At 67.8% G+C, this 23,227-nt stretch carries 21 protein-coding genes; 8 read left to right on the forward strand and 13 right to left on the reverse strand.

What is annotated here, in order from left to right:
• Positions 1-177: 177 nt before the first annotated feature.
• A complete protein-coding gene (fdhD, locus tag ACO2Q2_RS15125; RefSeq protein ID WP_423256832.1) occupies positions 178-1,035 on the forward strand; it encodes a formate dehydrogenase accessory sulfurtransferase FdhD in 858 nt (285 codons plus the stop codon).
• Positions 1,032-1,865 (forward strand): NAD-dependent protein deacetylase, encoded by an 834-nt coding sequence (locus ACO2Q2_RS15130; protein ID WP_423256834.1) that lies wholly within the window; start codon positions 1,032-1,034, stop codon positions 1,863-1,865. Before fdhD ends, ACO2Q2_RS15130 begins: the two co-directional genes overlap by 4 nt.
• 7 nt (positions 1,866-1,872) lie before the next feature.
• Here the strand turns inward: ACO2Q2_RS15130 and ACO2Q2_RS15135 are convergent, their stop codons facing one another.
• From ACO2Q2_RS15135 to folD, 5 genes are all read right to left on the reverse strand, one after another.
• A complete protein-coding gene (locus tag ACO2Q2_RS15135; protein WP_423256836.1) occupies positions 1,873-2,742 on the reverse strand; it encodes a fumarylacetoacetate hydrolase family protein in 870 nt (289 codons plus the stop codon).
• Between the two features lie 118 nt (positions 2,743-2,860).
• Positions 2,861-3,352, reverse strand: coding sequence for a tRNA adenosine(34) deaminase TadA (gene tadA, locus ACO2Q2_RS15140; protein WP_423256838.1), 492 nt, complete (start codon positions 3,350-3,352; stop codon positions 2,861-2,863).
• 79 nt (positions 3,353-3,431) lie between these two features.
• Positions 3,432-5,024 (reverse strand): glutamine-hydrolyzing GMP synthase, encoded by a 1,593-nt coding sequence (gene guaA, locus ACO2Q2_RS15145; protein ID WP_423256840.1) that lies wholly within the window; start codon positions 5,022-5,024, stop codon positions 3,432-3,434.
• Between the two features lie 203 nt (positions 5,025-5,227).
• Positions 5,228-6,685, reverse strand: coding sequence for an IMP dehydrogenase (guaB, locus tag ACO2Q2_RS15150; RefSeq protein ID WP_423256842.1), 1,458 nt, complete (start codon positions 6,683-6,685; stop codon positions 5,228-5,230).
• Between the two features lie 97 nt (positions 6,686-6,782).
• Entirely contained in the window at positions 6,783-7,640 is an 858-nt protein-coding gene (gene folD / locus ACO2Q2_RS15155) for a bifunctional methylenetetrahydrofolate dehydrogenase/methenyltetrahydrofolate cyclohydrolase FolD (protein ID WP_423256844.1), read from the reverse strand.
• Between folD and ACO2Q2_RS15160 the strand changes: the two genes are divergently transcribed.
• The gene (locus ACO2Q2_RS15160) at positions 7,627-8,283 is read left to right on the forward strand and encodes a GNAT family N-acetyltransferase (RefSeq protein ID WP_423256846.1); all 657 of its coding nucleotides are present in this window, start codon (positions 7,627-7,629) and stop codon (positions 8,281-8,283) included. The genes folD and ACO2Q2_RS15160 overlap by 14 nt on opposite strands.
• Before the next feature lie 9 nt (positions 8,284-8,292).
• Here ACO2Q2_RS15160 and der read toward each other — a convergent pair whose 3' ends face one another.
• The 7 genes from der to ndk all read right to left on the reverse strand — a co-directional run bounded on the left by der (position 8,293) and on the right by ndk (position 15,252).
• Entirely contained in the window at positions 8,293-9,690 is a 1,398-nt protein-coding gene (gene der, locus ACO2Q2_RS15165) for a ribosome biogenesis GTPase Der (RefSeq protein WP_423256848.1), read from the reverse strand.
• Between the two features lie 158 nt (positions 9,691-9,848).
• The gene (bamB, locus tag ACO2Q2_RS15170) at positions 9,849-11,060 is read right to left on the reverse strand and encodes an outer membrane protein assembly factor BamB (RefSeq protein ID WP_423256850.1); all 1,212 of its coding nucleotides are present in this window, start codon (positions 11,058-11,060) and stop codon (positions 9,849-9,851) included.
• Positions 11,057-11,707: a YfgM family protein gene (locus ACO2Q2_RS15175; protein ID WP_423256852.1), complete on the reverse strand. Its 651-nt coding sequence runs from the start codon at positions 11,705-11,707 to the stop codon at positions 11,057-11,059. Before ACO2Q2_RS15175 ends, bamB begins: the two co-directional genes overlap by 4 nt.
• 171 nt (positions 11,708-11,878) lie before the next feature.
• Complete coding sequence (locus tag ACO2Q2_RS15180) at positions 11,879-12,880, reverse strand: helix-turn-helix domain-containing protein (protein ID WP_423256854.1); 1,002 nt, start codon at positions 12,878-12,880, stop codon at positions 11,879-11,881.
• Positions 12,877-13,677, reverse strand: coding sequence for a type IV pilus biogenesis/stability protein PilW (gene pilW / locus ACO2Q2_RS15185; RefSeq protein ID WP_423256856.1), 801 nt, complete (start codon positions 13,675-13,677; stop codon positions 12,877-12,879). Before pilW ends, ACO2Q2_RS15180 begins: the two co-directional genes overlap by 4 nt.
• Positions 13,667-14,818, reverse strand: coding sequence for a 23S rRNA (adenine(2503)-C(2))-methyltransferase RlmN (gene rlmN, locus ACO2Q2_RS15190; protein ID WP_423256858.1), 1,152 nt, complete (start codon positions 14,816-14,818; stop codon positions 13,667-13,669). The genes pilW and rlmN overlap by 11 nt, the downstream gene beginning before the upstream one ends.
• A gap of 8 nt (positions 14,819-14,826) precedes the next feature.
• Positions 14,827-15,252 (reverse strand): nucleoside-diphosphate kinase, encoded by a 426-nt coding sequence (gene ndk / locus ACO2Q2_RS15195; protein ID WP_423256860.1) that lies wholly within the window; start codon positions 15,250-15,252, stop codon positions 14,827-14,829.
• A gap of 227 nt (positions 15,253-15,479) precedes the next feature.
• On the opposite strand from ndk, the gene ACO2Q2_RS15200 reads away from it, so the two are divergent.
• From ACO2Q2_RS15200 to ACO2Q2_RS15210, 3 genes are all read left to right on the forward strand, one after another.
• On the forward strand, positions 15,480-16,094 hold the full coding sequence (locus ACO2Q2_RS15200) for a TetR/AcrR family transcriptional regulator (RefSeq protein ID WP_423256862.1): 615 nt from the start codon (positions 15,480-15,482) through the stop codon (positions 16,092-16,094).
• Between the two features lie 93 nt (positions 16,095-16,187).
• Positions 16,188-18,575 (forward strand): 3-hydroxyacyl-CoA dehydrogenase/enoyl-CoA hydratase family protein, encoded by a 2,388-nt coding sequence (locus tag ACO2Q2_RS15205; RefSeq protein WP_423256864.1) that lies wholly within the window; start codon positions 16,188-16,190, stop codon positions 18,573-18,575.
• A gap of 144 nt (positions 18,576-18,719) precedes the next feature.
• Complete coding sequence (locus tag ACO2Q2_RS15210; RefSeq protein WP_423256866.1) at positions 18,720-19,928, forward strand: acetyl-CoA C-acyltransferase; 1,209 nt, start codon at positions 18,720-18,722, stop codon at positions 19,926-19,928.
• Positions 19,929-20,240: 312 nt separating this feature from the next.
• Here the strand turns inward: ACO2Q2_RS15210 and ACO2Q2_RS15215 are convergent, their stop codons facing one another.
• The gene (locus ACO2Q2_RS15215) at positions 20,241-20,591 is read right to left on the reverse strand and encodes a carboxymuconolactone decarboxylase family protein (protein WP_423256868.1); all 351 of its coding nucleotides are present in this window, start codon (positions 20,589-20,591) and stop codon (positions 20,241-20,243) included.
• A gap of 420 nt (positions 20,592-21,011) precedes the next feature.
• Here ACO2Q2_RS15215 and ACO2Q2_RS15220 point away from each other — a divergent pair, with 420 nt between their 5' ends.
• Both ACO2Q2_RS15220 and ACO2Q2_RS15225 read left to right on the forward strand, forming a co-directional pair.
• Positions 21,012-22,016: an NAD(P)H-quinone oxidoreductase gene (locus ACO2Q2_RS15220; RefSeq protein ID WP_423256870.1), complete on the forward strand. Its 1,005-nt coding sequence runs from the start codon at positions 21,012-21,014 to the stop codon at positions 22,014-22,016.
• A 144-nt stretch (positions 22,017-22,160) separates the two neighbouring features.
• Positions 22,161-23,093, forward strand: a complete 933-nt coding sequence (locus ACO2Q2_RS15225; protein WP_423256872.1) for an MBL fold metallo-hydrolase — start codon at positions 22,161-22,163, stop codon at positions 23,091-23,093.
• Positions 23,094-23,227 lie beyond the last annotated feature (134 nt).

The raw sequence follows: 23,227 nt of genomic DNA on the forward strand, positions 1-23,227 counted from the left end.
GGAGAGGAAAGCATGGGGCCAGCGGGAAACGTTGACAACCGCGGCCATGGTCGAAAAGCGCGGCGCAAGCGCCTGTGGCAAGCCATTCGCCGCCACCGGCAAGGCGGTTGCGCAACCACCGCCTGCGCGATGCCGCAGGGGCGTGGAGGCACCGCAGCGGCTCGCTATGATGGCGCGATGAACCAGCCCCCCGCCCCCGCCGATTCCGCGCCCGGTGACGACGCACTCGGTTGCGTCCGGCGGCAGATCACCCGCTGGCGGCGCGGCACCATGGAGGCTGCCGGCGACTGGGTGGCCGAGGAGCAGCCGATCGCGATGACCTATAACGGCCGCTCCTTCGCCGTGATGATGGCCACGCCGCATGACCTGGAGGACTTCGCGCTGGGCTTTTCGCTCAGCGAGGGATTGATCCGCACGCCGGCCGACCTGCTCGACCTGCAGGTACGCCCGCTGCTGGAAGGCACCGAGCTGGCCATGACCGTGGCCGCCGACGCCCACGGCGCGCACCTGGATGCCGACGGCCAGCGCCTGCTGCCCGGGCGCAGCGGCTGCGGCATCTGCGGCACGCGCCAACTGGAGAACGCGGTGCGCCAGCCCGGCCGGGTGCACGGCGACGTCGGCCTGACCCACGCCGGACTGGAGCGCGCGCTTGCCGGCCTCCAGCAGTGCCAGCCGATGAATGCCGCCACCGGCGCCGTGCATGCGGCGGCCTGGGCGACGGCGAAGGGCGAGATTGCGCTGGTGCGCGAAGACGTCGGTCGCCACAACGCGCTGGACAAGCTGGTCGGCGCGCTGCATCGCGACGGCATCGATCCGGCGTCCGGGTTTGCGCTGGTCACCAGTCGCGCCAGCTACGAGATGGTGACCAAGGCGGCCAGCGCCGGCGTCACCGTGCTGGCCGCCATTTCCGCGCCGACCGCGCTGGCGATCGAGCTGGCCAGAAGCGCCGGGCTCACCCTGGTCGGCTTCGCCCGCCCCGGCAGCCACAACGTCTACACCCACCCCGAGCGCCTGCATGCCGGGAGCGGCCGATGAGCGCCCAGGCGCAGAACTCCGCCGATAGCCGGTTGCGCGATTTCGTCGACGCCCATCCGCGGCTGTTCGTGCTCACCGGGGCCGGCATCAGCACCGACTCGGGGATTCCCGACTACCGCGACCGCGCCGGCCAGTGGAAGCGCACGCCGCCGGTGACCTACCAGGCCTTCATGCACGAGCTGGCCACACGGCAGCGCTACTGGGCGCGCAGCCTGGTCGGCTGGCGCCGCTTCGGCCGCGCCGCGCCGAACGCCACGCATCGCGCGCTGGCCGCGCTGGAGCAGCGCGGCCAGGTGGAGCTGCTGGTCACCCAGAACGTCGATCGCCTGCACCAGCAAGCCGGCAGCTTGCGCGTGGTGGACCTGCACGGCCGCCTCGACGAAGTGCGCTGCATGGCCTGCGACTGGCGCCAGGGCCGGCACGATTTCCAGCGCGAGCTGGTGATGCGCAACGCGGACTGGGCGCATCTGAATGCCGCCGACGCCCCCGACGGCGATGCCGAGCTGGACGGCCACGACTTCGCCCGCTTCGACGTGCCGCCCTGCCCGGCCTGCGGCGGCATCGTGAAGCCGGACGTGGTGTTCTTCGGCGAAAACGTGCCGCGCGACCGCGTGGATGCAGCCACCCGCGCATGGTCCGAAGCGGACGCCGTGCTGGTGGTCGGCTCCTCGCTGATGGTGTTTTCCGGTTATCGCTTCGTCGCCGCGGCGGCCAGGACCGGCAAGCCGGTGGCGACGGTGAACCTGGGCGTGACGCGGGCCGATCCGCTGGTCACGCTGAAGATCGACGCGCCGTGCGCCGGGGCGCTGGCGTTTTTGCTCGAACGCTGACGCGGCTTCAGAACACATCGTTGACGAGACGGCCGATGCCTTCGATCTCGATCGCCACCTCGTTGCCGCGCTGCAGGAAGCGCGGCGGGTCGAAACCGGCCCCCACGCCCTCGGGCGTGCCGGTGGCGATGATGTCGCCGGGCTGCAGCGTGATGCCCGCGGAAATCGTGGCGATCAGCGTGGGGATGTCGAAGATCAGGTCGCGCGTGTTGGCCTGCTGGCGCAGTTCGTCGTTGACCCAGCAGCGCACGTCCAGCGCGGCGGGATCGAGCTCGTCGGCGGTCACCAGCATCGGCCCCATCGGACAGAACGTGTCGAACGACTTGCCCAGGAACCACTGCCCGTGGCGCTGCTGCCAGTCGCGCGCGGTGACATCGTTGACGATGGTGTAGCCGAACACGTGCGACATCGCCTGCTCGCGACGGATGCCGCGTCCGGGCCGCCCGATCACCACCGCCAGCTCGGCCTCGTAGTCCAGCGCATTGCTGAGGCTTTCCGGATAAAGGATGGTGTCGCGGTCGCCAATCACCGACTCGGGCACCTTGGTGAACACCACCGGATGTTCCGGCACCGCGGCCGTGGACGGGCTGTCGAAGCCGCTGCGCGCGAACTCCTCGGCATGGCGTCGGTAATTCTTGCCCACGCAGAAGATGTTGCGCGCGGGTCGCGGAATCGGCGCAAGCAGATCCACCTCCACCTGCGGGATCGCCGGGCGCATCACGCTGGGAGTGACCGCCTCCAGCCCTTCGCGAATTACCGTGAGCATGTCGGGAATGGGGCGGCCGTCGATCGTGTCCAACGGCCGGATGCGTGTACTGCGCAGGTCGAGCACGCCCACGCCGGCCATGCCGTGATGCAGGTAGGTGACGAGTCGCATGGCGCTCCCGGCTTCGGCAAAGGAAGGGACTCGTTGCCAGCGCGTCCTTGGCACGAGAATGTGAATTCGATCACATTTTCCGGCGGAACGGGGATCCCGCCGGAAAATTTCCCGGACGTCAGCGCCGTGCGCGGAAGAAGTCGCGCAGCAACTCCGCCGAGGCCTCCGCCAGCAGGCCGCCCTGCACCGCGATGCGGTGGTTGTGCCGCGGGTCGATCAGCGTGTCGAACACGCTGCCGGCGGCGCCGGTCTTGGGATCGGCGGCGGCGTACACCACCCGTGCGATCCGCGCATGCACCAGCGCCATCGCGCACATCGCGCAGGGTTCCAGTGTCACGTAGAGCGTGGCGCCGGCGATGCGGTAGTTCGCCAGTTTCTCGCCCGCCGCCCGCAACGCCATGATTTCGGCATGGGCGGTGGGGTCGTGCAGGGTGATGTTGCGGTTCCAGCCCAGGCCGACGATCTCGCCATCGAGCACCAGCACGGCGCCCACCGGCACCTCGCCCTCGGCGTCGCGGGCGTGCTCGGCCAGCTGCAGGGCGCGCCGCATGTGGGCCACGTCGGCCTCGCTGAAAACAGGCGCCTCCTCGGGGATTGCTTCTGTTGTCATATCAGTTACTTACGCCATGTTCGTGAGAAACGGGCCAGCGCAGACATCCAGCAACGTCCGCGCAAGCCCTTGTTTTTCCTCACTCCCACTCGATCGTGGCCGGCGGTTTGCCACTTATGTCATAAACTACCCGAGAAATGCCACGCAACTCATTGATAATACGATTGGATACCTTGCCAAGAAACTCGTACGGCAGGTGCGCCCAATGCGCCGTCATGAAGTCGATGGTTTCCACCGCGCGCAGCGCGATCACCCATTCGTAGGCGCGGGCATCGCCCACCACACCCACCGATTTCACCGGCAGGAACACGGCGAAGGCCTGGCTGGTGGTGTCGTAAAGATCCCACGCGCGCAGTTCCTCGATGAAGATGGCATCGGCGCGCGCCAGCAGCTCGGCGTATTCGGGCCTCACCTCGCCCAGGATGCGCACGCCCAGCCCGGGGCCGGGGAACGGATGGCGGTAGACCATGGCGCGCGGCAGGCCGAGTTCGACGCCGATGCGGCGGACCTCGTCCTTGAACAGCTCGCGCAGCGGCTCGACCAGCTTGAGCTTCATGTGCGCCGGCAGGCCGCCCACGTTGTGGTGGCTCTTGATCACGTGCGCCTTGCCGGTCTTGCTGCCGGCGGACTCGATCACGTCGGGGTAGATGGTGCCCTGCGCCAGCCACTTCACGTTGCCGCCGCCGGCGATGATCTTCTCCGACTCCTCGTCGAAGATCTCCACAAACAGGCCGCCGATGATCTTGCGCTTGGCCTCCGGGTCGCTCACGCCGGCCAGCGCGGCGAAATAGCGCTCGGCCGCGTTCACGCGGATCACCTTGATGCCCATGCCGCCCTTCTCGGCCTCGGCGGCGAACATCGCCATCACCTGGTCGCCTTCCTGCCAGCGCAGCAGGCCGGTGTCTACGAACACGCAGGTCAGCCGGTCGCCGATCGCCCGATGCAGCAGCGCCGCCACCACCGAGGAATCCACGCCGCCGGACAGGCCCAGCAGCACGTGGTCGTCGCCCACCTGCCCGCGCACGCGGGCGATCTGGTCCTCGATGATGTTGGCCGCGGTCCACAGCGTGGCGCAGCCGCAGATCTCGGTGATGAAGCGCTTGAGCAGCGCACTGCCCTGCCTGGTATGGGTGACCTCGGGGTGGAACTGCACGCCGTACCAGCGCTTTTCCTCGTTCTCCATCACCGCGACCGGGATGCGATCGGTGCTGCCGGTGACGACGAAGCCGGGCGGTGCCTTGGCGACGTGGTCGCCGTGGCTCATCCACACGTCGAGCCGATGGCTGTCGGCGTGGTCGCTCAGTCCCGCGAACAGGCGGCTGTGCGCGGTGATGTCGACTTCGGCGTGGCCAAACTCGCGTGCGTCGGCCGCCTCGGTGGCGCCGCCCAGCTGCACGGCCATCGTCTGCATGCCGTAGCAGATGCCGAGGATCGGCAGGCCCGAGTCGAACACCTGCTGCGGCGCGGTGGGCGCGCCTTCCAGCGTGGTCGATTCGGGACCGCCGGACAGGATGATGCCCTTGGGCGCGAACGCGGCGATCTCGGTTGGATCGTGGTCCCACGCCCAAATCTCGCAGTACACGCCCAGCTCGCGCACGCGGCGGGCGATCAGCTGGGTGTACTGCGCGCCGAAGTCGAGGATGAGGATCTTGTCGCTGTGGATGTCGGTCATGGCGGCTCGTATCTCCCGCTCCCCGACTCAGCCTTTACGCTCCCTCTCCCCTGGCGCAGCCGGGGGAGAGGGTCGGGGTGAGGGGGTGCTTTGGGCGTTTGGCATGTAGCGAGAGGCGAGCGAGAAGCGAAAAGCGAAAAGCCTCCCCCTCACCCAACCCTCTCCCCCGGCGCGGCCGGGGGAGAGGGCTCAAGCGTGCGGCATCAGGAATTGAGCCGGTAGTTCGGCGCTTCCTTGGTGATCTGGATGTCGTGTGGGTGCGCCTCGGTGACGCCGGCGCCGGTCACCTTGACGAACTGCGCGTTGGCGCGCACGTCCTCGACGGTGGCCGCGCCGAGGTAGCCCATCGAGGCACGCAGGCCGCCGATCAGCTGGTGGATGATGTTGCGCAGCGGCCCGCGGTACGGCACGCGGCCCTCGATGCCTTCGGGCACCAGCTTGTCGGCGTCGGCCTCGTCCTGGAAGTAGCGGTCCCTGGAGCCCAGCGCCATCGCGCCGAGCGACCCCATGCCGCGGTAGCTCTTGTACGAGCGGCCCTGGAACAGCTCGACCTCGCCCGGGGATTCCTCGGTGCCGGCGAACATCGAGCCGAGCATCACGCTGGAGGCGCCGGCGGCCAGCGCCTTGGGAATGTCGCCGGAATAGCGGATGCCGCCATCGGCGATCAACGGGATCTCGTCCTTCAGCGCGGCGGCGACCAGGTCGATCGCGGTGATCTGCGGCACGCCCACGCCGGCCACCACGCGGGTGGTGCAGATCGAGCCCGGACCCACGCCCACCTTCACCGCGTCCACGCCGGCGTGCAGCAGCGCGCGCGCCGCTTCGCCGGTGACGATGTTGCCGGCGATCACCTGCAGCTTCGGATAGGTCTTCTTGACCCACGCGGCGCGCTCGATCACGCCCTGCGCGTGGCCGTGCGCGGTGTCGACCACCAGCACGTCCACGCCGGCATCGACCAGCATCGCCACGCGCTGCTCGGTATCGCCGCCGACGCCGACCGCGGCGCCCACCAGCAGCGCTTCGTTGCGATCCTTGGCGGCGTGCGGGTTGTCGCGCGCCTTCTGGATGTCCTTGACGGTGATCAGCCCGCGCAGCTGGAAGTCGTCGTTGACCACCAGCACCTTCTCGATGCGGTGCCTGTGCAGCAACTGCAGCACCTCGTCCTGGCTGGCGCCTTCCTTCACCGTGACCAGCTTGTCCTGGCGGGTCATGATGTTGCGCACCGGGTCGTCGTGCTTGCGCTCGAAGCGCAGGTCGCGACTGGTGACGATGCCGACCAGCTTCTCGCCGTCGACCACCGGCACGCCGGAGATGTTGTGCGCGTGGGTGAGGCGCAGCACGTCGCGGATCGAGGTATCCGGACCGACGGTGATCGGGCTGCGGATGACGCCGGCCTCGAACTTCTTCACCAGGCGCACTTCGGCGGCCTGCTGCTCGGCGGTCATGTTCTTGTGGATGATGCCGATGCCGCCGCACTGGGCCATGGTGATGGCGAGGCGGGCTTCGGTGACCGTGTCCATGGCGGCGGACACGATGGGGATGTTCAGGCGCAGGTCGCGGGTGAGCCGGGTGGATGTATCCACATCGCGCGGCAGGATGACCGAATGGGCCGGAACGAGGTAGACGTCGTCGTAGGTCAGGGCCTCGGCGAGGATGCGCATGGAAAGGGTTCCCGGCAAAGAGGGAATTATACGCGCCTGCCTCGCCCTCTCGCCAGATGTTGCAGTGCGGCTGGATGCCGCCCGCCAGGACCCGGGGTCATCCCCGGGTGCCTGCCTCGGCCGCTTCCAGGGTATTTTCCATCAGCGTGGCGACGGTCATCGGGCCGACGCCGCCGGGTACCGGGGTGATCCAGCTGGCGCGTTCGGCCGCGGGAGCGAACTCGACGTCGCCCACCAGCCGGCCATCGTCCAGCCGGTTGATGCCCACGTCGATCACCACCGCGTCCGGCTTGATCCACTCGCCCTTGACCAGCCCCGGCTTGCCGACCGCCACGATCACGATGTCGGCCTGCCGCACGAAGCCTTCCAGGCCGCGGGTGAAGCGGTGGCAGCAGGTGGTGGTGCAGCCGGCGATCAACAGCTCCAGCGCCAGCGGCCGGCCGACGTGGTTGGACACGCCCACCACCACCGCATGCTGGCCGCGCACCGGGCGATCGGTGTGACCGAGCAAAGTCATCACGCCCTTGGGCGTGCACGGGCGCAGGCCGAAGCGGCGCAGCGCGAGGCGGCCGACGTTCACCGCCTGGAAACCATCCACGTCCTTGAGCGGATCGATGCGGTCGACCAGCGCGTCCTCGTCGATGTGCGGCGGCAGCGGCGACTGCACCAGGATGCCGTGCACCTCGGGATCGGCGTTGAGCCGGTCGATCAGGGCGAACAGTTCGTCCTGCGTGGTGGTCGAGGGCAGGTCGAAGCCGAACGAGCGGAAGCCGATCTGCTGGCAGGCCTTGCGCTTGTTGCGCACGTAGACCGAGGAAGCGGCGTCGTCGCCCACCAGCACCACCGCCAGACCCGGCGCGGCCAGCCCGGCCGCCTGACGCTCGGCCACCCGCCGGGCGATGCGCTCCAGCAGTTCCTGCGCGATGCGTTTGCCGTCGAGGATGCGTGCGCTCATGGTTGTGCCCTGCCAATCCAGCCGCGCATTATCGGCGCTCGCCGTTCACCGCACAAATCCGATGCACGCCACGATGCACGCCATGCCCTGCCTTGAATCGACCGAACTCGCCGATACGGGCATGGTGCTGCGCCCGTGGCGGCACGACTACGCTGCCGCGATGCACGACGCGGTGCGCGAATCGATGGGCAGCCTGAACGCCTGGCTGCCCTGGTGCCACGCGGAGTACGGCCTGGCCGATGCACAGGCGCGCATCGAGGTGTGTCGCGCGCATTGGCGGCGCGGCGAGCTGTTCTCTTTCGCCATCCAGGACGCCGAGGGCCGCCTGCTCGGCAGCGTCGGCCTGAGCCAGCTGAACCGGTTGCACCGCAGCGCCAATGCCGGTTACTGGGTGCGTGCCTCGGCGCAAGGACAGGGCCTGGCGGCGCGCGCGCTGGTGCTTGTCGCGCGCTTCGGCTTCGAGCGACTGGGGCTGATCCGGGTCGAGATCGTCGCCGAGCCGGGCAACCTCGCCAGCCGGCGGACGGCCGAGCGGGCCGGCGCCCGCTTCGAGGTGATTGCCCGCAACAGGATCTGGTCGCGCGACCGACCGACCGACGCCGCGGTCTACAGCCTCGTGCCCGACGACCTGACGCCACCGTGAAAAGACGCCTCAGCGGCGCTTCTTCATCTCACGGATCATGCGCTGGCGCTTGCGCAGCTGCGCCTCGGTGAGCACGTTCTTCTTGCCGGCGTAGGGATTCTCGCCGTCGCGGAAGTCGATGCGGATCGGCGTGCCTTCGAGCTTGAAGCGCTTGCGGAAGAACCCTTCCAGATAACGCCGGTAGGCCGGTGCGATGTGCTTGGTGCGGCTGCCGTGGATCACGATGGTCGGCGGATTGCTGCCACCCGGATGGGCAAAGCGCAGCTTCGGCGCGTGCCCGCGCACCAGCGGCGGCTGGTAGCTCTCGTAGGCCTTTTCCAGCGCCTTGGTCAGCTCGGACGAGCCCAGTTCGCGCGTCGCCGCAGCATGCGCGCGCACCACGGCACGCATCAGCTCGCGCAGGCCCGAACCGTGCAGGGCGGAGATGAACACCGTCTTGGCCCAGTCGACGAACACCAGCCGGCGCTCCAGCGCACGCTGGCACTGCTCGCGCTGGTAGGCGTCCATGCCATCCCACTTGTTGACGGCAATCACCAGCGCCCGGCCCTCGTCCATCGCCGCACCGATCAGGGTGAGATCCTGGTCGGCGAGGTTTTCGCGCGCATCGATCAGCACCACTACCACCTGGGCGGCGGCCATCGACTGCAGCGTCTTGATCACGCTGAACTTCTCCAGCGCCTCCTCGACGCGGGCCTTGCGCCGCACGCCGGCGGTGTCGATCAGCGTGTAGCGCCTGCCGTCGCGCTCCAGCGGCACGCGGATCGGATCGCGGGTGGTGCCGGCCACGTCGGAGACGATCAGCCGCTCCTCGCCGAGCAGGCGATTGATCAGGGTCGACTTGCCCGCGTTCGGGCGGCCGACGATGGCCACGCGGATGCTGCCGGATTCGCCCTCGTCCAGCGCATCGGATTCCTCCGGCGGCAGCAGCGGCAGCACGGTGGCGATCAGCTCGTCGGTGCCGCGGTTGTGCGCGGCCGACAACGGCAGCGTGGCGTGGATGCCGAACACCGAGAACTCCGCCATCGCGGTGTCCAGGTCCAGCCCGTCGGTCTTGTTGACGGCGGCGATGACCGGCTTGCCGCTGCGGCGCAGCTCGCCGAGGATCACGTGATCCTGCGGCAGCAGTCCGTCGCGCGCATCGACCATGAACACGATGACCTGCGCCTCGTCGATCGCCAGGCGCACCTGACGTGCGGTGAGCACGTCGAGCGCGTCCTCGGCACCCGACAGGCCGCCGGTATCCACCACCACGAAGGGCCGCTCGCCGCTGCGGCAGACGCCGTAGTGACGGTCGCGCGTGACGCCCGGCATGTCGGCGACCAGCGCGTCGCGACTGCGGGTGAGCACGTTGAACAGGGTCGATTTACCGACGTTGGGACGGCCAACCAGGGCGACGACGGGCAACATGATGGAGCACCTGGATTCCTATGGGCGGGTAGCCCGCGCCGGAATCGGTTTGCGCGCAAGAAAAAAGAGGCGGCAGTGTAAGGCAAGACCCCGCCGGGACGCTTGATGCCTCCCACGCTCCTAATGTCCGGTCCGACGACAAGGCCGGACCGGACCGATCAACGCATCGACAGACGATAGGCGCCGATGTGCCCCTTGATGTCCTCGACGTACACGGTGTCGCCGATCACCACCGGCTGAGCGCGGATGGCTTTCCGGGACAGGCGCTCACGCGCGGCCAGTGCGCCGTCGCCGGCCTGCAGCCAGTGCACGTAGCCTTCGATGTCGCCCACCACGACATAGTTGCCCTGCACCGCCGGGCTGGTCAGCCAGCGGTACTTCAGCGCGTCGTTCTTCCACTGGTCGGCGCCGCCGCTCTTGTCGAACGCCCACACCTGCGATTCGTCGTTCACCGCGTAGACCATGTTGCCGGCCACGTCCGGCGAGCCGAAGCTGGAGAACTCGCGACTCCACAGCGGGCGGCCGCTGGGGCCGTCGATCGCCTCCAGCGTGCCGTGATAAGCCGTGCTGTAGAGCGTGGTGCCATCGAGCACGACGGCGCCATCGGCGTCATTCAGGCGTTCGATGTCGGTGCGCCCTTCGCCGCTGGCCAGGCGCTGCTCCCAAAGCTTGTCCCCGGTGTCCTGGCGCAGCGCAACGAGCCTGCCGTCGTCACTGCCGAAGAACACCACGCCGTTCGCCGCCAGCAGCGGACCGTTGCCGCGCACGCTCAGCAGCGGCACGTTGCCCTGGTCGTAGACCCAGCGGCGATCGCCACTGGTGCGATCCAGGCCGTAGACGCGGCCGTCCTGGGTACGAACCAGCACCAGGTCGCCGACGATCACCGGTGCGGTGATCACCTCGGACTTGAGGTTGGCCTGCCAGCGCGGCGAGCCATCCTTCGAGCTCATGCCGTAGACGTGGCCGTCGAGCGTGCCGACCGCCAGCAGGTCACCGGATACCGCCGGACCGCCCGCGTAGAAAGCATCCTTGCGCTTCTTGTCGCCCCAGCCGAACCAGCCGTGGGTGCTCGACTTCTTCGACCAGATCGTCTTGCCGCTGGTCGCATCGAACGCGGCGACTTCGCCGTCGGTGCTGGCGGCATACAGCACACCGGCCACCACCACCGGCCGCATGCGCACACCCGAATCGCCGGCACCGTCGCCGACGCGGGCGGTCCACAGCTCGGACACCTTGACGGTCGGCGTGAAATCCTTGGCCAGCGGCGTCGGCGGTTCGATATTGTCCTTTTTCTTGTTATGGCAGCCGGCCACGAGGGCCAGCGACGACAAGGCAATCAGCCATACGCATTTCTTCAGAACCGGTTTCATGCACCCTGCTTCCCGGCCGCAGCCAGATCATCGATTTTCAGCTGCAGGGAAGACCGCTGAGGTGCGTCCCCGCTCATGGCCGACAATGCCGACTGATACGCCTTGCGCGCGTCGTCGACCCTGCCTAGCTTGACCAGCACGTCGCCGCGTAGTTCCTCGCGCAGACCCTTGTACTGGTTGCCGGTCAGCTGGCCCAGCGTGGACAGCGCGTCCTCGCTCTTGCCCTGCGCGAACTGCACCTGCGCCACGCGCAACTGGATCAGCGACTTCAACGCAGGATCCTCGGCATGGGCAAGCGCCCAGTCGAGCGAGGCGCGCGCCTTGTCCAACTCCTTGGCCTCGACCTGGCGTCGCGCGCGTTCACTGACGGCGAACACCGCGTAGGTCGACTTGCCGAACTCGGCCTGCAGGCGATCGGTCAGCTGGTCCGCACTGGCGTCGTTGCCCACCGCCTCGGCCGACTGCAACTGCTGGTAGAGCTGGGCCGCCGCCGCCCGGTTGCTGGCCTGGTGGTTGCGCCACTGCTGCCAGCCGAAGATGCCGACCAGACCGATCGCGATGCCCACGACGATGGACACGCCGTTCTCGCGCAGCCACTTCTGCACGCGTTCGCTTTGTTCGTAGTCGTCGTATGCGTCAAATGCCATGCCATCACCGTTGGGGGACCAGCGTTCCATCTACGGAACCGGCCCCGGGATCGTTGCGGGAAAGCCGCGACACACGAAGTGCGCAGTCAATAGGGAAGCATAACCGAAAGCCGCCTCCGAACGGCAGCGCGCGCAGCCGCACGACCCTGCGCACGATGCCCGGAAATGGGCTCAGACGCTACGCGGGACGACCTTGCCGTCCTGCAGGTCAAGGCGGAAATGCGCCACGTTGGCGCGCCGATATGCATCCAGCGGCAGATCCTCGCCGTCGATGCTGACCTTGGCGCCGCTGGCATTGCCCAGGCGGACCTCCAGGGCCTGATCGCTGTGGTAGGTCTTCCGGCTACCCGCCGGCAGCAGACTGTATTCCAGTCGCGAACCGTCCGCCGCGATCACTTCCACCCAACTGGCCTGCGCCAGCGAGAGGCTAAGGGTGTGTCCGCCATCCATGCCGCCGTCCACTGCGATCATCGGCGCCGGCACGGCTGCCGGCTTGACTGGATCGATGCTCATGTTGGGCACCATGGAGGCAAGCAGCGGCTGGTCGTCGTCAGTGTGCGAAGGCACCGGATGGAGCGCGCCCGGCCTGGACGACGCGAGGTTTGCGGAAGCGGCGAGCGATGTGTTGACCGGCGACTCCTGTTGTGCCACCGGCGAGGCGTCGAGCGGGGCAAAATGGCTGATGTCGCGATCGAGCGTGCCGCGCACGCCCAGCCACACCACCGGCACGATGATCACCGCGGTCAGCACCAGGTAGGTTGCCGCCGTGGCATAGCGCTCCAGCAGATAGCGCGAGTGCGAAATGCCGCCGGTGGCCACCAACTGTGGTTCTTCCCGCCGGCGGATACGCGAGACCTCGGCCTGGATCAGCGCATCGTCCAGACCCAGGTGGCGGCCGTATTTGGTGATGTAGCTGGCCAGGTAGACCTGATAATCAATGCCGTCGTAGTGCCCACCTTCAAGCTGGCGCAGGAGCCGCGCCGGTAGCTTCAGCGCATGGCCGCATCCTTCCAGATCGAGACCTTGCGCCTCCCGCGCAGCGCGCAGGCGGCTACCGAAACTCGGCCCGGTGGCCGGTGGTGCGGGCGACACCGTCAAGTCCACCGGTGCGGGGACGGCGAGATGCTCCTGCTCGCGGGAATCCTGTCCGTGCAAAGAAGTTTGCTGGGTCATGGGCGGGCGGATTGATCGAGGGTGCGGGCCTGGTCCGAATCTGGAAATTGAGCGAGCAACCGCTGACGGTACGATTGGGCAGCGTCCGTGTTACCCAGGCGGGATTCAATCTGGTAGCCGAGCCGGTAGGCATCCGGCGAGGGCCGGCCGAGCGCGTCGAAGCGCTGCAGGAAGGCGCGTGCGCGAAACGCATCGCCCTCCCGGTAGAGCAGGGTGGCCAGCTGGAACAGCGTTTCGGGGTTGTTGGGATTTTTCTTCAGCGCTTCGCGGAAATCGGCCTGCGCGGCCGCGGCGTTGTTGCTCTTGAGCTGGCACACGCCGGCATTGGTGAGCGCCACGTCGGGGGTCTTGTAGAAGGGATCGGCTACCGCCTTGCGAAAATAGGCCTCGGCCTCCCGTGGCTTGCCGCTGCGGCAGAGAAAGGCACCCAGGTTGTTGTTCGGACCGCCTTTCTTCGGTTCGAGCGCCACGGCGCGGCGATAATGCAGCTCGGCATTGGGCAGATCGTTGATCCGCTCGTAGATTACGGCGATCACGGTGTGCGCCGGCGCATAGCTGTCGTCGAACTGCAGCGCCTTGGTGAGCTTCTCCATCGCGGTCTGAAGATCGCCGCTCTCAAGGTAATGCTGCCCGAGCTCGGTATGAATGCGGGCGGCATCCCTGGCCTGCTGCGCCTTGCTGGTTCGCGGCAGTTGATCCCCCGAGCCGTCCATGCCGCCGGATCGACTGCCGCCCGCACTGACGCACCCGGCCAGCAGTGCGCACAGCAACACCCCACCCCAACGATCAACCCGCATGGACAGCCCCCTGATCCAGACGTTTTTGGAATTCAGCCTGACGACGCGTTCGATCCAGCACCTGCCCCTTCAGCTGACCGCAGGCGGCATCGATGTCGTCGCCTCGGGTGCGCCGTAGCATCGTGAGAATGCCTGCATTGAGCAACTGCGTCTGGAAAGCCCGGATCGTATCGGCATCCGAGCGCTCAAAACGTGTCCCAGGAAACGGATTGAACGGTATCAGGTTCACCTTGCACGTGGGCAGGCGACGCATGAACCTGACCAGCTGCCGGGCGTGCTCGGGTTGATCGTTGACGCCCTTCATCAGGGTGTACTCGAAGGTGATCGAGGTGCGCGGCTTGCGTGCGAGCCAGCGCTGGCAGGCCGCTTCGAGCTCGGCCAGCGGATAGCGCTTGTTGAGCGGCACCAGTTCGGTGCGCAGCTCGTCGTTGGCCGCATGCAGCGACACCGCCAGCGAGGCGTCGATGGTCTCGGACAGCTTGTCGATCATCGGCACCAGGCCGGCGGTGGACAGCGTCACGCGCTTGGACGCCAGGCCGAAGCCGAGGTCGTCGCGCATCAGGCTCATTGCCTTCGCCACGTTGTCGAAGTTCAGCAACGGCTCACCCATGCCCATCATCACCACGTTGGTGATGCGGCGATTCTGGTGGGTGATGTTGCCGAGGTACTTGGCCGCCACCCACATCTGGCCGATGACTTCGGCCGTGGACAGGTTGCGGTTGAAGCCCTGCGTGGCGGTGGAGCAGAACTGGCAGTTGAGTCCGCAGCCGACCTGGGAGGACACGCACAGCGTGCCGCGGGTCGGCTCGGGGATGTACACCGCCTCGATGGCGTTGCCGCCATCCATGCCGAGCAGCCACTTGTGCGTACCGTCGGCGGCGGCCTTGTCGAACAAGGTCTTCGGTGGTCCGACGTAGCACGTGGCCTCGAGCTTGGCGCGCAGCGCCTTGCCCACGTCGGTCATCTTGGCGAAGTCGTCTTCCAGGTGGTGGTAGATCCACTTCATTACCTGCTCGGCGCGGTAGGGCTTCTCACCGATCTGCGTGAAGAAGTCACGCAGGCCCCGGCGATCGAAGTCGAGCAGATTGACCTTGCCGCCAGCGGCGTTCGGATCGGAAGGAAGTTGCACCACCTGGCTCACGGCATGCCTCAGCGCGGAAAGATTTCCGTCTCGGCGAAGAAATACGCGATCTCGGCCTTGGCGGTCTCGGTCGCATCGGAACCGTGCACGGCGTTGGCGTCGATCGACTCGGCGAAGTCGGCGCGGATCGTGCCCGGCTTGGCTTCCTTCGGATTGGTCGCGCCCATCAGGTCGCGATGCGCCAGCACGGCGTTCTCGCCCTGCAGCACGCTGATCATCACCGGGCCGGAGATCATGAACTCGACCAGCGCGTTGAAGAACGGGCGCTCCCTGTGCACGGCGTAGAAGCCCTCGGCCTCCTTGCGCGACAGGTGTTTCATCTTCGCAGCGATGACCTTCAGGCCCGCCTTCTCGAAGCGGGCGTAGATCTCGCCGACCACGTTCTTGGCGACGGCGTCGGGCTTGATAATGGAAAGGGTGCGCTCCAGCGCCATACAGGTCTGCTCCGGGATACGGGATGGGAATAGGTTCGGACCGGCAAAACCGGCGAATTGGGGCTAATTCCGACAAGGAATGCGGATTTAGCTCACGAAAGTTTGACAGATTCTAGCTCAATCGCAACCGGGCCGCTTCCGCCGCAAACGTTCGTTTGACGGCCCGGAAGCCTCCCGCGTATGCTCAAACGATCGTTTGATTCCTGCCCCGGCGGTGGACCTCTGTCTTGAACAATCCGAGCTCGACCAAGGAACGCATCCTCGCCGCCGCCGAGGCGCTGTTCGCCCGGCGCGGCTTCGACGGCGCTTCGCTGCGTCAGTTGACGGCCTCGGCCGGCGTCAACCTGGCCGCGGTGAACTACCACTTCGGCTCCAAGGAAAAGCTGATCGAGCAGGTGCTCAAGCGCAGACTCGATGCGCTCAATCAACACCGCCTGGCCGAACTGGGCAAGGTGGTCGGGCAACCCGGCACCACGCTGGAGGACGTGCTGGCCGCCTACATCCGGCCGGCGCTCGATCTGTCGCACGAGGACAACGGCTCGCTGTTCATGCGTGTGCTGGCGCGGGCCTTTGCCGAGCACGACGACACCCTGCGCCAGTTCCTGTCCGAGAACTACGGGCACGTCATGCGCCAGTTCACCGCCGAGTTCGCGCGCCTGCTGCCGCAGCTGGAGAAGGCCGAGCTGTACTGGCGCATCGATCTGGTCACCGGCGCCCTCACTCACGCGATGTCCGGCTTCGGCATGATCCAGCGCAAGGACAACGTCAGCGAGCAGCAGCACCGCGAGCAGACCGCCGCCCACCTGATCCGCTTCGCCGTCGCCGGCCTGAGTCACCCCTGATGCCTTTCACCGGGCCGCTGCGGCGGTCCTGTCGTGTCTATTGATGTTACTTGCCGAGTCCGATCCTTCGAGTTCGACCTTATGGAGAAGCCAATGACTGCTGCACCAACCTCCTCATCCGCGCTGCGCATTCGCAAGGCCGCGGTGCTGGGCGCCGGCGTGATGGGCGCGCAGATCGCCGCCCACCTCACCAACGCCGGCGTCGAGACCGTGCTGTTCGACCTGCCTGCGAAGGAAGGCCCCAAGAGCGGCATCGCGCTCAAGGCGATCGAGAACCTGAAGAAGCTCTCGCCTGCCCCGCTGGCCGACAAGAACCTCGCCGCGGCGATCATCCCGGCCAACTACGACGAGCACCTGGATCACCTGAAAGACGTCGACCTGGTGATCGAGGCGATCGCCGAGCGGATGGACTGGAAGCTCGACCTGTACCGGAAAATCGCCCCGCACGTCTCCGCCACCGCGGTGCTCGCCTCCAACACCTCCGGCCTGTCGATCAACGGCCTGGCCGAGGCGCTGCCGGAGGAGATGCGCCACCGCTTCTGCGGCATGCACTTCTTCAATCCGCCGCGCTACATGCATCTGGTGGAAGTGATCCCCACCCGGCTCACCGACCCGGCCGTGGTCGATGGCCTGGAAGCGTTCCTGACCACTACCGTGGGCAAGGGCGTGGTGATCGCCAAGGACACGCCGAACTTCATCGGCAACCGCATCGGCGTGTTCTCGATCCTGTCCACCATGTATCACACCGAGCAGTTCAGGCTCGGCTTCGACACGGTGGACGCGCTGACCGGCCCGACGCTGGGCCGCCCCAAGAGCGCCACCTACCGCACCGCCGACGTGGTCGGCCTGGACACCATGGCACACGTGATCAAGACCATGGCCGACACCCTGCCGGACGATCCATGGCACCAGTACTTCCAGGCGCCGGCGTGGCTCAAGGGCCTGATCGACAAGGGCGCACTCGGGCAGAAGACCGGCGCCGGCTTCTACCGCAAGGCCGGCAAGGACATCGTGGTACTGGACGTGGCCAGGCAGGACTACCGCCCGTCCGAGCAGAAGGCTTCCGACGAGGTCGCCGCGATCCTGGCCATCAAGGATCCGGCGGAGAAGTTCAGCAAGCTGCGCGCATCGAGCGACCCGCAGGCGCAGTTCCTGTGGGCGATCTTCCGCGACCTGTTCCACTACACCGCCTACCACCTGGCCGACATCGCCGACACCGCGCGCGACGTCGACTTCGCGATCCGCTGGGGCTACGGCTGGAAGCTCGGCCCGTTCGAGACCTGGCAGGCCGCCGGCTGGCAGCAGGTCGCCGGCTGGATCGCCGAGGACATCACCGCCGGCAAGGCCATGAGCAGCGCGCCCCTGCCCGCCTGGGTCACCGACGGCCGCGCCGGCGTGCACGGCAAGGAAGGCTCGTGGTCGGCCGGGGCCAGGCAGTACAAGCCGCGCTCGACCCACCCAGTCTATGCGCGCCAGATGTTCCCCGATCCGATCCTGGGCGAGACCTTCGACCAGGGCACCACGGTATGGGAGAACGAGGGCGTGCGGCTGTGGACGCTGGGCGACGACGGCGTCGGCATTCTGTCGTTCAAGACCAAGATGAACACGGTCAACGACTTCGTGCTCGACGGCGTGCAGCACGCGATCAGGCTGGCGGAGGAGAAGCTCAAGGCGATGGTGATCTGGCAGGCCGGCGAGCCGTTCTCCGCCGGAGCCGACCTGAAGGGCGCGCTGGGCCTGCTGCAGGCGGGCAAGTTCGACGACTTCGAGAAGATGGTCGCCAACTTCCAGGCCACCAGCATGGCGATCAAGTATTCGCTGGTGCCTGTGGTGTCGGCCGTGCGCGGCATGGCCTTCGGCGGCGGCTGCGAGTTCCAGATGCACTCGGCGCGCACGGTCGCGGCGCTGGAAAGCTACATCGGTCTGGTCGAGGCGGGCGTGGGCCTGCTGCCGGCCGGCGGCGGCCTGCACGAGCTGGCCGTGCGCGCGGCCAAGGCCAACCCGGCCGACCCGTTCGAGGAGCTGAAGAAGGTGTTCGAGACCGTCGCCATGGCCAAGGTCTCCTCCAGCGCGCTGGAAGCGAAGGCGATGGGCCTGCTGCGCGACAGCGACGTGGTGGTGTTCAACCCCTACGAGCTGCTCTACGTCGCCAGGAAGGTCGCGCTCGGCATGGCCGAGGCCGGCTACCGCCCGCCGCTGCCGGCGCGCGCCGTGCCGGTGGCCGGCGACGTCGGCACCGCCACCTTCAAGGCCTCGCTGGCCAACCTGCAGGAGGGCTACTTCGCCTCGCCGCACGATATTGACATCGCCAGCCGCATCGCCGACTGCCTCTGCGGCGGTGCGATCGAGCGCGGCTCGCAGGTCGACGAGGCCTGGCTGCTGGCGCTGGAGCGCAAGCACTTCGTGGCGCTGGCCAAGACCGAGAAGACGCAGGCGCGCATCGCCCACACCATGAGCACCGGCAAGCCGCTGCGCAACTGACAGGCATCGCAGCTCACTCACCCGTCATCCCGGCGAAAGCCGGGATCCAGCGACTGAAGGCTCTGGATTCCGGCTTTCGCCGGAATGACGAACAAAAAACCAAAGCCGTCGCTGCTGCATGCGCGACGCAACGGAGCAACAACCATGACCAAGCAAGTACAAGACGCCTACATCGTCGCCGCCACCCGCACCCCGGTCGGCAAGGCGCCGCGCGGCGTGTTCCGCAACACCCGTCCGGACGACATGCTCGCCCATGTGATCCGCGCCGTGATGGCGCAGGCGCCGGGCATCGATCCGCACCGCATCGGCGACGCCATCATCGGCTGCGCCATGCCCGAGGCCGAGCAGGGCATGAACGTGGCACGCATCGGCGTGCTGCTGGCCGGCCTGCCCGACACCGTGCCCGGCGTCACGATCAACCGCTTCTGCTCGTCCGGCCTGCAGGCCGTGGCGATGGCCGCCGACCGCATCCGTCTGGGCGAGGACGACCTGATGCTCGCCGGCGGTACCGAGAGCATGAGCATGGTGCCGATGATGGGCCACAAGGTGGCGATGAACCCGGCCATCTTCGCCAACGACGAGGACCGCGCCATCGCCTTCGGCATGGGCATCACCGCCGAGAAGGTGGCCGAACGCTGGAAGGTCAGCCGCGAGCAGCAGGATGCATTTGCCGTGGAGAGCCACCGCCGCGCGCTGGCGGCGATCGCCGCCGGCGAGTTCAAGGAGGAGATCTCGCCGCTCCAGCTCGACGACCACTACCCCGACCTTTCCACCGGCGGCATCGTCACCGACAGCCGCAGCATCGACACCGACGAGGGTCCGCGCGCGGGCACCACCATGGAGGTGCTGGCCAAGCTGCGCACGGTGTTCCGCAACGACCGTTTCGGCGGCAGCGTCACCGCCGGCAATTCCTCGCAGATGTCCGACGGCGCCGGCGCCGTGCTGCTGGCCAGCGAGAAGGCGATCAAGGAACACAACCTCACCCCGCTGGCCCGCTTCGTCGGCTTCTCGGTGGCGGGCGTGAAGCCGGACGTGATGGGTATCGGCCCGAAGGAAGCGATCCCCAAGGCGCTCAGGCAGACCGGCATCAGCCAGGATCAGCTCGACTGGATCGAGCTCAACGAAGCCTTCGCCGCGCAGGCGCTGGCGGTGATGGGCGATCTGGGCCTGGACCCGGCCAAGGTCAACCCGCTGGGCGGCGCCATCGCGCTCGGCCACCCGCTGGGCGCCACCGGTGCGATCCGCATCGCCACGCTGCTGCACGGCCTGCGCCGACGCAAGCAGAAGTACGGCATGGTGACCATGTGCATCGGCACCGGCATGGGCGCGGCGGGCATCTTCGAAGCGCTCTGATCCGCCCACCGTTGTGTCATGCAAAAGGCGCCGCAGCGATGCGGCGCCTTTTGCATGGTTGCGTGGACGCGCGTCAGTCGACCCGCCCGAAGCGGTAGCCCGTGCCGTGCACGGGGTGAATGAAGGAAAAACCGCCCCCCATCCCGCGCAACGCCGTGAATCGCCCACCGCGCCTGCGACCCACCCTGCCGCGCGGGACACTGCGCTGCCCGCGTGCACCCCCCACGCGTCCGTGCCATCGACGCCGTCCCCGCGCCCGCCGCTGGCTTGTGTCTGCCGCTTCCGCCGAGCCGTCCCGGGAGCCGCGGCCGCTCAGCCCGCGGCCGTGAACTCCTCGTAGGCGCGCACGGCGTCGGCCGCATACATCAGCGACGGCCCGCCGCCCATGTACACCGCCACCGCCAGCGTCTCCATCAGCTTGGCGCGCTCCACGCCCAGCCGCGCGAGTGCCTTGGTATGGAAACCGATGCAGCCGTCGCAGTGCGTGGCCACGCCGATGGCCAGCGCCATCAGTTCCTTGTCGATCGCCGACAGCGCGCCGGCTTCCATCGCGCTCTTGGACATCGCCGAAAACCCGGCCATGGTGCCCGGCGCCTCGATGCGGATCCTGGCGATTGCCTGATTCAGATCGTGGGTGATCTGCTTGTACGACTTGCTCGACACAACCGCTCTCCTCGGGTGAATGGGATGCCGGATCGACCGCACTCGCGGGCGATACCGTGCACCCGCATTCTGGAGCGTTCACCGACCGCGCACCCTGACCCGGATCAGGCGATGCGTCTCGTGACACCGGGATGAGAAATCCCTCCCCCGCCGGGAGGGGTTGGGGTGAGGGTCCGCAGCAAAGCGAGTCATCGCGCTGCTCAGCGCACCCTCATCGATCGCTGCGCGCCCCCCTTTTCCTGACGGGAAAGGGAAATATCCCCCGAACCGTTCGCGTCGAGCGTAGCCGGTGCGAACGGTTCGGGGGCATTCCTTGCCGGGCAGCGGCGTGATGGAAAGGCACGGTGCCGGCGCGGCGAGACCGCCGATGGGCGATCATGTCCGCTTTCCGAGACCTGCGAGGCAGCCACGATGACGACCATGCATGCCATCGAAATCCGTCAGCCCGGCGGCCCCGACGCCCTGGTGCCCTGCGAGCGGCCGCGACCGGTCGCCGGGCCGGGCGAGGTGCTGATCAAGGTGGCGGCATCCGGGGTGAACCGGCCGGACGTGTTCCAGCGCCAGGGCAAGTATCCGCCGCCGCCCGGCGCCTCCGACCTGCCGGGGCTGGAGGTGGCCGGCACGCTGGTGGACGGCGACTTCGCGGGCACCAACCCGTTCGGCCTCAAAGCCGGCGACGCGGTGTGCGCCCTGCTTGCCGGCGGCGGCTACGCCGAGTACGCGGTGGCGCCGCTGGGCCAGTGCCTGCCGGTGCCGAACGGGCTGGGTCTGGTCGAAGCGGCCTCGCTGCCGGAAAACCATTTCACCGTGTGGAGCAACGTGTTCGACCGCGGCCAGCTCGGCCACGGCGAAGGCGGTGCGGACGAGACGCTGCTGGTGCAGGGCGGCTCCAGCGGCATCGGCGTCACCGCGATCCAGATCGCCCACGCGCTGGGCCATCAGGTGTTCGCCACCGCCGGCAGCGACGACAAGTGCCGCGCCTGCAAAGCGCTGGGTGCCACCGCGATCAACTACCGCACGCAGGATTTCGTCGCCGAGGTGAAGCGGCTCACCGACGGCCGCGGCGTGGACGTGGTGCTCGACATGGTGGCCGGCGGCTACGTGCCGCGCGAGCTGGAAGCGATGGCCGAAGGCGGCCGGCTGGTGATCATCGCCACGCTGGGCGGCGCTGACATGCAGCTCAACGCCGGCACGCTGATGCGGCGGCGGCACACCATCACCGGCTCCACATTGCGCAACCGCCCGGTGGCGTTCAAGGCGGCGATCGCCCGGCGGCTGCACGCCGTGGTCTGGCCGCTGATCGAGCGCGGGGCGATCCGGCCGGTGATCCATCAGGTGTTCCCGGCCGCTCAGGCGGCGCAGGCGCATGCGCTGATGGAAAGCTCGCAGCACATCGGCAAGATCGTGCTGGCCTGGAATGCGTGATCGTTTCCAGAATGTCGACGCCAAGCACTATCCCGTCGCGCCGATCTTGCGGTCGCCAGAAGCGCGATATACCCGACCAAGGTTCAACTGCTCGTCACACCCCGGCTTGCTACCCTCGAACGCCGGATTTGAGCGGAGGTACGCATGGGCAACGAACATGGCATCCACACCATCGACACCGGCTTCGTGCGGCAGCAGTTCGACGCCGCCTACCTCGTGGTGGACGGCGGGCGCGCGGCCTTCATCGACTGCGGCACCAATTACGCCGTGCCGCGGATGATGGCGGCGCTGGATGCGGCCGGGCTCACACCGGAGCACGTGGACTGGCTGATCCTCACCCACGTGCACCTGGATCACGCCGGCGGCGCGGGCGAACTGATCGCGCAACTGCCGGACGCGAAGCTGGTGGTGCACCCGCGCGGCGCGCGGCACATGATCGATCCCTCGCAGCTGTGGGCCGGCGCCAGCGCGGTATACGGCGAAGCGGTGATGGACGAGACCTACGGACGGCTGCGGCCGATTCCCGCCGAGCGCGTGGTGGAGGCACCGGACGGCCACATCGTGCATCTGGCCGGACGGCCGCTGTTGTGCATCGACACGCCGGGCCACGCGAAGCACCACATCGCGATCTACGACGAAAAGGCCAACGTGTGCTTCACCGGCGACACGTTCGGACTGTCCTACCGCGAGCTGGATACCGACAACGGCCCGTTCATCATCCCCACCACCTCGCCGGTGCAGTTCGATCCCGAGGCGCTGCACGACTCGATCGATCGCTTGCTCTCGATGAAGCCCGAAGCGATGTACCTCACCCACTACGGTCGCGTGGAACAGGTGGAACGCCTGGCCGCGGACCTGCACGCACAGATCGACGCCATGGTGGCGCTGGCGCGCGAGGCGAACGGCAAACCGAACCGGCACGAAGTGCTCAAGGCCTCGCTGGCCGATCTCTATGCCGGCCGCGCCGAGGCGCACGGCTGGCTGCAGGGCCGCGAGGCGCTGGAGAGCCTGGTGCTGGGCATGGACATCACGCTCAACGCGCAGGGGCTGGAGGTGTGGCTGGATCGCACCGCCTGAGGTATCGCCTCAGAGGGTGTCGACAAAATAATCAGCTTGCGAGTCTGGTAGCAAGGATACGCGCCTCGACCAGCCAAACCCAAGCCACCGGTGCCCATGACGAACGGTCGTGGTGCGCCATCAGGCGGCGGGCG

Source organism: Dyella sp. KRB-257, from assembly GCF_049445995.1.
Taxonomy (GTDB): Bacteria; Pseudomonadota; Gammaproteobacteria; order Xanthomonadales; family Rhodanobacteraceae; genus Dyella_A.

Coding starts and splice junctions, on each gene's coding strand:
- fdhD (WP_423256832.1), top strand. CDS start 178: ATGAACCAGCCCCCCGCCCCCGCCGATTCCGCGCCCGGTGACGACGCA.
- ACO2Q2_RS15130 (WP_423256834.1), top strand. CDS start 1,032: ATGAGCGCCCAGGCGCAGAACTCCGCCGATAGCCGGTTGCGCGATTTC.
- ACO2Q2_RS15135 (WP_423256836.1), bottom strand. CDS start 2,742: ATGCGACTCGTCACCTACCTGCATCACGGCATGGCCGGCGTGGGCGTG.
- tadA (WP_423256838.1), bottom strand. CDS start 3,352: ATGACAACAGAAGCAATCCCCGAGGAGGCGCCTGTTTTCAGCGAGGCC.
- guaA (WP_423256840.1), bottom strand. CDS start 5,024: ATGACCGACATCCACAGCGACAAGATCCTCATCCTCGACTTCGGCGCG.
- guaB (WP_423256842.1), bottom strand. CDS start 6,685: ATGCGCATCCTCGCCGAGGCCCTGACCTACGACGACGTCTACCTCGTT.
- ACO2Q2_RS15160 (WP_423256846.1), top strand. CDS start 7,627: ATGCGTGCGCTCATGGTTGTGCCCTGCCAATCCAGCCGCGCATTATCG.
- folD (WP_423256844.1), bottom strand. CDS start 7,640: ATGAGCGCACGCATCCTCGACGGCAAACGCATCGCGCAGGAACTGCTG.
- der (WP_423256848.1), bottom strand. CDS start 9,690: ATGTTGCCCGTCGTCGCCCTGGTTGGCCGTCCCAACGTCGGTAAATCG.
- bamB (WP_423256850.1), bottom strand. CDS start 11,060: ATGAAACCGGTTCTGAAGAAATGCGTATGGCTGATTGCCTTGTCGTCG.
- ACO2Q2_RS15175 (WP_423256852.1), bottom strand. CDS start 11,707: ATGGCATTTGACGCATACGACGACTACGAACAAAGCGAACGCGTGCAG.
- ACO2Q2_RS15180 (WP_423256854.1), bottom strand. CDS start 12,880: ATGACCCAGCAAACTTCTTTGCACGGACAGGATTCCCGCGAGCAGGAG.
- pilW (WP_423256856.1), bottom strand. CDS start 13,677: ATGCGGGTTGATCGTTGGGGTGGGGTGTTGCTGTGCGCACTGCTGGCC.
- ndk (WP_423256860.1), bottom strand. CDS start 15,252: ATGGCGCTGGAGCGCACCCTTTCCATTATCAAGCCCGACGCCGTCGCC.
- ACO2Q2_RS15205 (WP_423256864.1), top strand. CDS start 16,188: ATGACTGCTGCACCAACCTCCTCATCCGCGCTGCGCATTCGCAAGGCC.
- ACO2Q2_RS15210 (WP_423256866.1), top strand. CDS start 18,720: ATGACCAAGCAAGTACAAGACGCCTACATCGTCGCCGCCACCCGCACC.
- ACO2Q2_RS15220 (WP_423256870.1), top strand. CDS start 21,012: ATGCATGCCATCGAAATCCGTCAGCCCGGCGGCCCCGACGCCCTGGTG.
- ACO2Q2_RS15225 (WP_423256872.1), top strand. CDS start 22,161: ATGGGCAACGAACATGGCATCCACACCATCGACACCGGCTTCGTGCGG.